Annotated in this window: 7 protein-coding genes and 1 tRNA gene; 3 read left to right on the top strand and 5 right to left on the bottom strand. The window is 50.1% G+C overall.

Annotated features, from left to right (window positions below; translation table 11 throughout):
• A complete protein-coding gene (locus KOO62_00935; GenBank protein MBU8932547.1) occupies positions 1–762 on the top strand; it encodes a response regulator in 762 nt (253 codons plus the stop codon).
• 112 nt (positions 763–874) lie between these two features.
• On the opposite strand, the gene KOO62_00930 is transcribed toward KOO62_00935, so the two are convergent.
• From KOO62_00930 to KOO62_00910, 5 genes are all read right to left on the bottom strand, one after another.
• Positions 875–3514 (bottom strand): T9SS type A sorting domain-containing protein, encoded by a 2640-nt coding sequence (locus tag KOO62_00930; GenBank protein ID MBU8932546.1) that lies wholly within the window; start codon positions 3512–3514, stop codon positions 875–877.
• 1179 nt (positions 3515–4693) lie between these two features.
• The gene (locus KOO62_00925) at positions 4694–5977 is read right to left on the bottom strand and encodes a hypothetical protein (protein MBU8932545.1); all 1284 of its coding nucleotides are present in this window, start codon (positions 5975–5977) and stop codon (positions 4694–4696) included.
• A gap of 22 nt (positions 5978–5999) precedes the next feature.
• Positions 6000–7046, bottom strand: a complete 1047-nt coding sequence (locus KOO62_00920) for a hypothetical protein (GenBank protein ID MBU8932544.1) — start codon at positions 7044–7046, stop codon at positions 6000–6002.
• A gap of 164 nt (positions 7047–7210) precedes the next feature.
• On the bottom strand, positions 7211–8536 hold the full coding sequence (locus tag KOO62_00915) for a sigma-54 dependent transcriptional regulator (protein ID MBU8932543.1): 1326 nt from the start codon (positions 8534–8536) through the stop codon (positions 7211–7213).
• Between the two features lie 2 nt (positions 8537–8538).
• A complete protein-coding gene (locus KOO62_00910; protein ID MBU8932542.1) occupies positions 8539–9867 on the bottom strand; it encodes a HAMP domain-containing histidine kinase in 1329 nt (442 codons plus the stop codon).
• Positions 9868–10052: 185 nt separating this feature from the next.
• Here KOO62_00910 and KOO62_00905 point away from each other — a divergent pair.
• Together KOO62_00905 and KOO62_00900 are read left to right on the top strand one after the other, a co-directional pair.
• A tRNA-Lys gene (locus tag KOO62_00905) sits at positions 10053–10124 on the top strand.
• A 107-nt stretch (positions 10125–10231) separates the two neighbouring features.
• On the top strand, positions 10232–11902 hold the full coding sequence (locus KOO62_00900) for an NFACT family protein (GenBank protein MBU8932541.1): 1671 nt from the start codon (positions 10232–10234) through the stop codon (positions 11900–11902).
• Positions 11903–11910 lie beyond the last annotated feature (8 nt).

The following is an 11910-nucleotide window of genomic DNA, read 5'->3' as shown; positions in this document are numbered from 1 at the left end:
ATGAATGAGTCCAAGATCAGCATTCTGGTAGTAGACGATGATCACAACCTCCGTGAGCTTCTGGTAGATACCCTGATCGGGACAGGGTACGCGACCGACGCAGCTGTTGATGGTTTTGAAGCGCTGAAGAAGCTGAGACTGAAATCGTATGACCTGATGATATCCGACATCAGGATGCCGGGGATGGACGGTATTCGTCTTTTGCAAAAGGTTCGATCCTACTATCCTGACATGCCAGTCTTGTTCATCACCGGTTTCGCGACTCCTGAGATTATCGGTCGGGCGTCGCCTGATGGGTTCCTGGCCAAGCCGTTTCGAATCTCCGCCATGGAGCAGTTGATTGAGGAGGCGTTGGCGGGGCGCCAGGATGAGTGCCAGAGGCAAATCCGAAAAGTTTTGGTTGTTGACGACGATGATCTTTTCCGCCGGACGCTCACGGAAGCTTTGCGCTACCATGACTTTACTCCGACCGCTGTCCAGGGCGGCGAGGAGGCGTTGAGGGAACTCGAGAACGGTTCGATTGATGCTGTCATTGCCGACATCAAGATGCCGGGTATGGACGGCATTGCGCTTCTAAAGCGCATCAAGGCCAAGTATCCCGATTTGCCGGTGATTCTCATCACCGGGTTTCTTGCCGACAATTTTGAGGCGATCGGTACTGCCGCTATGCCAGCGGACGGATTTCTTCAGAAACCTTTCGATACGAGTAAGATCATTGCTCTTCTTGAGGAACTGTCGCCTACCACACCTAACCCAGCGTAATCTACCAGTCGCAACGAGGGAATCTTCTTATTGCTGCAAAGGGATAGCACCAAAAAGCCCGCCAATTGAAGGCGGGCTTTTTGGGATTTATGGAAACCTGAGGAAATTGTTGCTATTTCACCAGGACCATTTTCTTGGTGTCAGAGAAGGCACCAGCCTCGAGGCGGTAGAAGTAGACACCACTACCAACATCAGAGGCATTCCATTCGATTTCGAAGACACCAGCTTCGGCATTACCGTCGAAACGTTTTACTTCCTGACCATTGATATTATAAATGGTCATTGTGTAAGCGGTTGCAACCGGCACATCAAAAGCGATGGTAGTCGTCGGGTTGAACGGATTCGGGAAGTTCTGAGCCAGAGCGAAATTGGCGGGGATCATGTCGATCTTGACCGGATGACCCTCGAAAGTAGCGATTTCCATCGTTACTACTTCGTTCTGAACGTCAAGGAACTCGCCCGTGAAGGTATTACCAGACAGGCTGTAAACCAGCGCACGAGTCTGGTCATTGGACGCATCATAAGCATACAGCAACTCCATGTCCTCGGTTAACAGAACCGGTGACACGTTACCTTCGGCTACTATCAGAGCAGCACCCATCGGAACGTCGCTGTTGATTGAAAGGCGACCATTGTTGTTAACCATCTCAACCGCAATCGGAGAAACGTTCTTATTATACGGCATGGCGTCACCAACAATGACACGAATCATATAAACCAAGTCACCAACCGACAACGGAATACCGTCGGCATTCGCATCGGAAGCAGCAACTCTGGCTTGGTATGCTTCACCTTCGCCCAGGACACTAGGACCGTAGACGAAGAAGTTGGAGTACAAGACCGCATCAGCGATCTCGTAAGCCAGACCGTTGAGGTTGAGGTCACCGCGATCGTCGATCGAATCGGCACAGGCAATATCAACGCCACCATTGTAGAAGTCGATCAAAGTAAGCGGGTATGGCTTGTCAGGACCACCACCAATTAGACACTCTTCCTGGGCACCATTGTTGGTCGGGAACTCAGAAATCAATGTTTCATGGATCGGGATCCAGCCCGGATCTTCGCCATCGAAATAGTAGTCGAAGACATAACGACTCATAAACAGGGTGTCACCACTCTTTGACGAGATCGTATTGTCACCGCAGTCATACCAGGACCAGCGGATCGGGATATACTGGCACTCATAGGTACGATCGTTGGTCACCAGGAAGTTCATCGAAACCAACTGGCCGTCTGTGCCGCTGAAGCACTCGGGATGGTTGGCACCGTTGTTAGTCTCAGCTATTCCTATCATGCGAACAAAGCCGCTTGGACAGGCAGCGGGACCACAGTTTCCGTTGGGACCGTAGCGATATGTGAAGTATTCCCATGCACAGCCACTGGTGTCAAGCAAGGCACCCAGTTCGGCTGACTGGAAAGTCAACGCAGACGCATCATACTGAACCAGGAAGTCAAAACCACCCATTTCGTTGGGAAGCTGAATGGTGCTATCCAAATAGATAGAAACATCCGTAAACTGGCCCTGATAGATCTTATGAGTCTTCTCGATATAGACCGACATGGTCGGAATTACGGTTATAAAGACACAGCAGGTGTCTGCATTCTCAGGAGCGCACGGAGGATCAAGGTTACCACCGTCGGACACCTTCAAACACAGTTTCCACGTGCCTATATAGTCGTTGTCGCCTTCAACTGTAGGCCACGTCCAGATACCAGTGCCCGGATGGATCGTAGGTTCGGTTGGTGGAGCGCCCGCGCAACCGTAACTACATTCGAAGCTGACTACGGAGTACACCAGAGTATTGGGTCCACCATCAGAATCGAAACCACTGACAAGACCGGTAGCTGTATCACCCCATATGACATGATCAACTCCATCTTCCCAGTCCACCTCACAGGTGATCACCGGTGGGGTATTCTCGACGCAGATAACGAACTTCGTCGAGTCCGTAGCACCGCACTTGTCGGTGACTACAACCCAAACATCATGACTACCAACGTCTGGACCGGTTGTACCCCAGCTTATGGAACCATCGCCATTAACAACCAGATTAGCCGGAGCGGGAGTACCCTTACTGAAAGTTAACTCCTCACAGGCGACTTCATCAAGGTCACTGGCAGATGCTTGGCCAAGATAGGTCTCATTAAAGTGGAGTGTTGAATCATTGATACCAGCGATTGTCGGTGCTTGATTCTGCACCGTCACTGTACCGGTTTCAACAGTAGCCGTGATCAGAGCAGTCGTGGCACAGTCGACAAACTGAGTGGTTGCATTTACAGCGCAACCACATGCAGTCGATCCTACATAGTCAATACCATTCAGCTCAATCGTTCCATCGCAAACATCATTAGTGGTGAACACTATCTTGCCAACTACGACATTTGTCGGAGCGACAAGGCAAGCGTCATCAGCAATTAACATACCAGCAATGCGTAAAGTATCGGGAGTTCCATCATAATGAGCGGTAATATCAACCACGCGGGTTGTGCATACCGTCAAACCTGGATCCCAAACAAAATCAAAAGCGGTAAAGAAAGCAGTGTCAGGCATAACGAAATCAACTTCTAAGATGATCTCGAAAGCACTGATGTCAGTAGAGTTCGTCACCATAATGTCGATCTCTTGACCAGCCTGACAGCGAGCTACCGTATTGTCTTCGATCGTCACCACTTGGGCTGACGCCGACGCAAACGCAAATACCAGTATAAAGGAGGTCAGCAACAAAGAATATAGCGTTCTTTTTTGCATCATTAGAATGCTCCTTTATTAACAAAAGGTCAATTATCTAAGGAAAACAGAACTGATATATACCAGAACTATTAACCTAACGTTTCCGATCTTTTACCCGGAAGGGAAGGGAGTCGGGGCCCATCAAACTCAATCTCAAATAACTACATTCACTACCAAGCTAAATTAGCAGCTACCGCAGCCATAATCATCTGAGTTTGTTTTGAAGAAACTTTATGAAAAGACGAATAAAACCAGCTGGTTATAACTAACCATCAAGGTTTCAATGTCTTAACGAAAACCGATCTAACGAGCTTGAGTTGGAAGTAACATCAAGTCAGACTTAACATTACTAAAGGTGCGACGGTCTCAAAACAGAAGCACTAAGCACACAACTGTTTCCCTAGACGCCAACAAAATACGAAATACTGCCAGTTTGTCAAGAGAAATTTGAAAAAACTTTCTATATTTTATGTACGAGCCAGCTTAGTAACAATATTCAGGGCCAGAGCGATACTAATTGTACCATTTATAATCCATACAGAACTGTCTAAAAATAACTCCAAGCAGGCTCTGCATGACAGACCTCCCTGAGTAGTTCTGCCGATCCGAGGATACGAAACCGCTGAAGAGTTCTGCCTTAAGACCACCGGCATAAAACTCGAACCCCTACGACTATTATTGTGAATACATTCACAAACTACGCCAGGCCAATTATGCTCGTAAGCAATGCCATTTGTGTCTACAGATCCGTCACCTTGTGAATACATTCACAAGTTACGCTAGGTCAATTACGCTTGCAAGCAATGCCATTTGTGTTTGTAGACACTCCCCTTGTGAATGATATCACAAACTACGCCAGGTCAATTACCCTCGAAAGCAATGTCATTTGTGTTTGCAGACACCTCGCCTTGTGAATACAATCACAAACTACGCCAGGTCAATTACGCTTGCAAGCAATGCTATTTGTGTCTACAGACCCCTCGTCTTGTGAAAACATTCACATATTACACCAGGTCAATTACCCTCGAAAGCAATGTCATTTGTGTTCGCAGATACTTGTCTTGTGAATGTAATCACAAACTAAACCAAACCAATTACGCTCACAAACAATGTCATTTGTGTTCGCAAGCAACTTGATTTGTGAATACATTCACAAAGTGAGGTGCAGTGATGGCGGCAAATCTATGAAAAATGTACTGGCTAGAAGCTGTATGTCAGGCCGGTCGAAATGAGGTAGAGGGCGGTACGTCCCTGGCCCTGGGAGTGCCATTCCCATTCAGCGGAGCCCAATATGCTGAGATTGAGGACAGAAATAATCCTGATTTCGGCAAGAAGATCCAGGCGCTGGAAAGTGAAATTGGTTTGGAGGTCATTTTCGAAGCTGAGATTCCTGCGGCCGAGTATTGACTGGATGGAGCCGAAAACTACCCCCGTATCGAAGTAGTCAAGGTCGACCCTGAGGCCCGCTTCAAGGTAGTCTTCGCCGGTCGTTAGTCCATCCTGTTTTTCGTCCAGGAGCTCCAGGTCGGGACCAATAGCCAAGCTCAGATTTCCGGTTTCAATCCCGGCCAGTAACGCCAGCCCCAGCCGGACATAGTCGAGGCTGACAAGGCTCTCTTTCCGATAGAGGGAAGCTTCCAGGTCGATCTCCTGTTTAGCCAGCCAGTCACGCCCCAATTGGTGACGATTGCGGGCCAAAAGCTCCAGGCGGCGATAATCATCGTACTCATTGGAGTAGCTATAGGTTTTCTCTTCCAGGCGCAGGGAGAGGTCCAATTCTCCAGTCGGTAGTGAACCAAAGAAAAGCCCCTCAATTCCGGTTGTCAGATAGGTCAGACTGCTGGAATCCGGAACCCGACGGGTAGAGACAAACAGGTTCAATCCAGCGAAGGAGAAGTTATCGAAGGATTTTTCAAGTCCGAATTTGGCACCAATACGGTGATAATCATAGCTCTGCTCGCTTAGATCTCGGAAACTGACGTTCTCAGTCCGTATTTGTACTACGCCAGCAATGGATCCAGTGAGCTGTCGCCTGAATTTAGTGCGGAGATATGCCCGGAGGTAGCTGTCCCCAAAACCATTATCCCCCCGGAAACGGTCGCGCCATTCCAGTTCTCCTGATGCGTCAAATCGATTCTTGCCGGACTTATGCCGCACATCGGCGGCTAGGTTCAATCGCAGGTAGTCTCGGGTTTGCTCATAGGATGACCTTAGTTCCATCAAACCGGGGGCAGATGGGGTCCAGGAGACGCCCAGATGAGTCTTGAGATCGTTGAGGTAGATTGAGCGTAATTCCCAGTCAGCAAGCACAGTGTCAGACCCCTCCACTGCTATTGAGTCAAGGAAGTAGGCCTGTGACAGGTAGTCGTAGCCCAGTCCGGTCTCAAATGAGATATCGGCGGCCAAGGCTTCAAGTCCCGGACCGCCAATCCCAACAAGAGAGAGGATCAGGAATATCTTCGTCGCAAGTCCCCGCGAGCGCAAAATTTCCTTTCTGACTGGCGCCTTACAGTTTGTCAGTTCCGTCAAGGTGCTGTTGTAGTCGTCCGATGGTCATCTGAGCAGCCTTGAGAGCGGCCGTGGCTGCTTTGCCCCGATCTTCATTAAGATGTTCCCGGGCCAGCTGGAGTTGTTGCCGAGCTTGATCCAAGAGAAGACGGGCGACATCATCAGATGGCGATACATTTTCGGCTAGTCGATCAATACGGTCACCGAGTTCAATATACCGGTTCTCCATCTGATCAGTTCCCTGGCACAACCGAACCGCCTTGCGGGCCATTGTCCGGGCCGAGAGGACAGCCTCTTCAGCCGCCTTGTACTTGCCTTCATCAGCCAGTCGTTTGGACAGTCTGAGTGCCTTCAGGGCCTGGTCGAGGAGCTGGTCCGCCGATTCGGAATCACAACCACTGGCCATCTCTTGAGCCCGGTTCAGGAGTTCGCCAACGCTCTCGGTCCAGTGGTCATAGCGAGTTGCTTCATTTGAGCGACGCTGGCAATTCTGAAGGAACTTCCTCACGGAGTTCTTGATCTGCGTAGCCAGTTTCAGTGACGCTTGATGACGACCAGTGCGGTATAGTTGCCAGGCCTGATTCAGGTTTTCGCGGGCTGACTGGTGAAGGGTTTTCAATGACGAACCGGTGGTTTGAGCGGCACACTCTCGGGCACGTTCGAGGAGGTCTTCAACATGCTCAAGTTCTCGAACAACTACATCCTCGTTCTGAGCCGTACGTCTTGCAACCGAAAGGGCTACCTGAGCCCGTTCACGAGCTTTAAAAGTGAGGTTCGCTGCAGTCTCCAGGTCGATTCGATTACGTCTGGCTCGAAACCTGTTCCAGGCTCTGGCCTGAAGTTCGTTTGCCTGATCAAGGGCCAGCGATGCTTTGGCGGAATTGGTACCCTGGACGAGTTCCCGTGCTCGATCGATGACCTCATCGGTACGTTGAAGTTCGTCCTCTAACTTGGCAATCATCGCTCCATCCTGAGCCAAAACCGGAGCAACCATTACTGTGATAAGGGTTGATAGAATGATATTTCTGAGCGTTCCACGTGTCATTATTTCATCTCCTTCTTTTAATCCGCTCTATACCGTATCAAACCATCTGCCGAATTGTCTAAACACTAGAAACTTACAGTCAGACAACGAGTTGCGATCATATGTGTTACAGTCACATCTTTCTTTTTGTACCGCATGGTACGTCCGGCGAACCATTTGGCTCACTAATTCCTGATATCGTGTGCCTTCATCCGGCTGTAAAGGCGTCGCCGGGTGATCTGGAGCAGTCTGGCAGCCTCAGTTTTGTTGCCTTTGGTCTTCTCCAGAGCATCAAGAATCATCTGTTTTTCAATCTGTTCCAATCCCCCTGAGTTGGTTGTGTCGGTAGCTTTCAGTGGGGAAATGTCAACCTCTAGTGAAAAATCCTCAGTAGACAGAGGATCATCACCGGCCAGGATCATGGCTCGTTCAATGGCGTTTCTCAACTCTCGAGCATTCCCTGGCCAGTCGTATTTCAAGAGTAGGTCCTCAACTAGCTTGCCCAACGATTGATGCTGATAGTTCATATGAGCCAGGAAGTGTTCAGCTAGCGGGATAATATCCTCGGGTCGATCGATAAGGTTGGGCATCTCTATCGGAAAGACATTGAGTCGATAGAATAGGTCTTCGCGGAAAGCACCCTGGCCCAATTGCTCTTTCAAATCACGATTAGTTGCCGCCACTACCCGAACATCAATATCAATGGTGTCAACTCCGCCGACGCGAACGAGCTGGTGTTCTTCGAGAATCCGGAGCAGCTTCGATTGTAGACCCAGTGACATTTCTCCGATCTCGTCTAGAAAAATAGTACCGGTGTGGGCCAGTTCAAACCGTCCTCTTTTGCGATCAACCGCTCCAGTGAAAGCTCCTTTTTCATGACCAAATAGTTCCGATTCCAGCAGGGTTTCGGTCAGGGCAGCACAGTTGACGGCTATAAATGGTCGGTTCCTCCTAGCGGACAACTCATGCACCATCCGTGCTGCTACTTCCTTGCCGGTCCCGGAACAGCCGGTGAGCAAGACGGTCGAATCCGTCATGGCTACTCTGGCGATCAGGTCCCTGACTTTTTGTGCGGCAGGAGATTCACCGACGAATTTGCTGGACGTGAGTGTTTTTAGCTCTTGTTCAAAGTGACCAGAGAGCGACTCCAACTGTTGCTTTTTGACGAGCCTCTCTACCAGCAAGACAAGCTCTTCCAGTGAGAATGGTTTCAGTAAATAATCAGCGGCACCTTTTTTCAGAGCCTCAACAGCCGTTTCGACTGTTCCGTAGGCAGTCATCATTATGACCTCGGTTCCGGCCTGATTCAGGGCTTTGTGGAGTATCTCCAAACCCGATACTCCCGGCATCGAAAGATCGGTGACGACAATATCATAGGCGTGCTCGTCGATCAGGTTCAATGCTTTGGCCGGATCGACACAGGTTGTCACGCGGTGTCCTGCATCTTCCAGTTCACCGCAGACCAGAGAGGTCATTTTCGGTTCATCGTCAACTACGAGTATACGAGCCATTATTATCTCATCGGTTGTTTTGGCAAAGTAATGGTTACGTCGGTTCCGGTTTTCTCCTGAGAATCAATAACAATTGTGCCGTTCATTTCTTCGATTATTTTCTTGCTGAGGTGTAACCCCAGTCCCGATCCATCCTGTCGGGTCGTAAAGAACGGCTCGAAAACGTGCTTCAACTGTTTATGGGGAATGCCCGGACCATGATCCGTGATAACCAGAATCACTGAGTTATCCCGGTCTTTGATGGAAACACCAATCTCAATAGGACGTTGCGCCGACAGACAGGCGTCAGCCCCATTAATAAGCAGATTCAGCAAAACCTGCCGGAGTCCTCTGCGATGTCCGGACATATTTACTCGGTCGGGCACAGAATGCTTGAGCCAGACGATTTCCTGGTCCGGATACTTGTCGTGGAAATGCTGTGTCAGAGAGTCAATCATTTCGATCAGGTTGAACTTCTCCGGGTTTTGTTGAGAAATGTTCACCGGTCGGGCACCCGCGAAATCAAGATAGCCGGTAACGATATCATTAAGGCGGTCAACTTCCTCGATCACAAAATCACTCTCCGGGCTATCCTGCTTCTTGCGAAGACGTTCAGCCGAGGCTCTGATTATCGCCAGCGGGTTTTTTATCTCGTGGGATACCACCGCGACCAAACGTCCCAGATAGGACTGGGTTTCACTAAGGAAGAGGTGTTGCTGAAGGCGGTTGAGCCGTCGCTGGATTATCAAAAAAAGGACCCCCAGCATCAGTCCTCCGGCCAGAGACAGGGCGGTTGAATAGTAGAGGTTCTCTTTCAGTCCGGTCAGTGCGTCGAAATAGTCCACGCTGGCCTCGACTCCCAGGACAGCCACGACTAAGCCGGTGCTGTTTAAAAGGGGAGCGAAGGCTGATTTCAGGCGTAGCGATCCGGTTCGATAGGAGGGAGTAGCGATTGTTTGTCTACTGGAACCGAAAACAAGAGAGTCGATATAGCGACCATTGAGTTCGGCCAGAAAATAGATACTGTCCGCTTCGAGCGAGGTTGTAAACAGATAGTTGTAGTTGGCATCAATGATGAACAGTTCGCTGAGCGAATCGACAGCGCGGATATTCTCCAGTATGTCCGCCACCCGAACATAAGCGGAGAAATCACCAAACGCAAGGCGGTCAGCCGTTTCTGAATCTATGACAGCCGCCGCCGCACCCGCCACCGAGGTTAGCCGTCGGCTTAGCTGGTTATCCAGAAGCTGCTCAGTTCGCGAGTAGAAAATCCACCAGGCGATATTGACCAGGACAATCATCACCACGACGAACAAAACCGCGGTCAGAAGTTTTCTTGAATCGCCAAACATGGATCAAGTATGTCACCGAGGTCGAGGTCAGTCAACTTTAACCATCGGGTGGTTGAGGCTCATTTCGAGTTCATCAGTAGGGACATCATTTTTTATCCATCAGCGTACGGAATATCAAAAACCGTTTGACTACCGGAATCCAAATCATATCTTGTTGGTCTGATGGCGTCCATCCAGGCGTCATTGGGGGTGTAGCTCAGTGGTAGAGCACCTGCCTTTTAAGCAGGGTGTCGATGGTTCGATCCCATCCACCCTCACTTTTATGACTACGAAGTGGCTTTTCTGGTCCGATCATTCTCGTCATTGTGAACACGTCAGCAATAGTTTGTTGGAAAGTCACCACACCTTCCCCTATATTCGCCCCATGCAAACTGCGCTGCACATCAAGTCCCTGGTTGCCGAGTTGAGACATCACCTCATTGGCGGTAAAATCATCTCGACTGAATTTTATAAGAAGGAACGAGCGGCGTACCTGTTCGTAAAGACCGGCAAGGGACGCCTGGCTCTGGGGTTTGTGTATCATCCTCATGGAGCGGGAGTATTTTTGGTACCAGCTTCGAAGATCAGGCTGGAAACCCGTGAGAAACCCTGGCCGTTTTTCGAACTCAACGCCGGTACCATAGACGATGTGGTTCAGATCGGTCTGGATCGCATATTAACAATCAAAATAAGTCAGGGGAAAAAAGAGATTCTCCTCGTGGCTGAAGCCTTGGGACCGAATGGCAATCTCTGGTTGCTCAATAGTGACAACGAAGTGCAGGCAAGCCTGCGCCGACGGACTTTTGAAACCGGTGCTCGCTATTCTCCACCAAAGGGACTGGAGGGGCTTTCTCCGTTGGGGATGACGGCAGATCAACTCAAAGAGTTGCTTGGCAACCATCCCGAAACTCCAGCGCAGTTCGTTATTGAGAAGCATGTCCTTGGATTTAACCGAACGCTGGCTTCCGAGGCGGTGCATCGAGCGGGTGTTGCCAGAGAGGGACTGTCCGGGGATGATGTCGTCTCGTTGGCGACCACAATCAGTGATCTTGCGGATCGATTCGGTGAGGCTGGTACGGGTTATTACTATACAGGCGGGAGGATCGAGGTCTATCCCATTAAACTGGCGGGTTGGGAAGAACAGCCGGAGAAGTTCAAGACGCTGTCGCTGGCAGTGGCGGCTATGTGTACCAGACGTCAATCGCAAACCGAAGAAGTTGACGAGCGAAAGACGACAATACAGATGGTCAAGCGGGCCATCAAGCGATTGAGGACGCGACTCAAGAAAATAGATGCCGATATTGCCGAGGCGTCCGATTTCGATCATTATCGTCGCCAGGGAGAGTTGCTTCAGATTAGCTTCGACCAGCTGAAACGTGGGATGGCTGAAATAGCAGTCAAAGACGTCTATGTCGAAGGGGAGCCATCGGTTGATATTACGCTTAATCCGGCTCTGTCTCCGGCTGAGAATGTCGAGATGTATTTCCGAAGGTATCGCAAGGGGCGTGAAGGGCTTGATATAATGAAGCGTCGGGGGGAGATCAGCACTGCTGAGCTGGGGGCGCTTGAGGAAATGTTCTCGGATCTGGAGAACAACTACGAAGCCGCGTTTGCTCAATATGAGGCGGAGTTATCGGCTCTTCGACCACGGACATCCGAGCGGTCGGATACCGTATCGCCGCGTTTACCGTTCCGCTCTTACACACTATCTACCGGCTTGACCATCTATGTCGGCCGTGATGGCAGTGACAACGACCGAACTACCTTTGAATATGCCCGCCCCTGGGAGATATGGATGCATGTCCAGCAGTGTCCCGGCTCGCATGTGGTAATCAAGGCTCCTAATAAGTCGTTTGAACCGTCGAAAAGGGAAATCGAGGAAGCGGCAGCAATCACCGCCTGGTTCAGCAAGGCCCGTAACAATAGTTCGGTGCCGGTTGCGTATACTTTGCGAAAGTATGTACGCAAACCGCGTAAGGCGAAGCCGGGGCTGGTGATGGTTGAACGCGAGAAATCGATTATGGTGGTTCCGACCAAGCCGAACAAAGATCAATAGCCGTCAAG

Source organism: Candidatus Zixiibacteriota bacterium, from assembly GCA_019038695.1.
In the GTDB taxonomy this organism is placed as follows: Bacteria; Zixibacteria; MSB-5A5; order GN15; family FEB-12; genus B120-G9.
Note: the sequence above shows the minus strand (reverse complement) of the source record. Positions and strands in the feature narration are given on the sequence as shown.

Excerpts from the sequence above, each read along its gene's own strand:
- KOO62_00900 (MBU8932541.1), top strand. The coding sequence starts at position 10,232 with ATGCAAACTGCGCTGCACATCAAGTCCCTGGTTGCCGAGTTGAGACAT.
- KOO62_00920 (MBU8932544.1), bottom strand. The coding sequence starts at position 7,046 with ATGACACGTGGAACGCTCAGAAATATCATTCTATCAACCCTTATCACA.
- KOO62_00915 (MBU8932543.1), bottom strand. The coding sequence starts at position 8,536 with ATGGCTCGTATACTCGTAGTTGACGATGAACCGAAAATGACCTCTCTG.
- KOO62_00930 (MBU8932546.1), bottom strand. The coding sequence starts at position 3,514 with ATGATGCAAAAAAGAACGCTATATTCTTTGTTGCTGACCTCCTTTATA.
- KOO62_00935 (MBU8932547.1), top strand. The coding sequence starts at position 1 with ATGAATGAGTCCAAGATCAGCATTCTGGTAGTAGACGATGATCACAAC.
- KOO62_00910 (MBU8932542.1), bottom strand. The coding sequence starts at position 9,867 with ATGTTTGGCGATTCAAGAAAACTTCTGACCGCGGTTTTGTTCGTCGTG.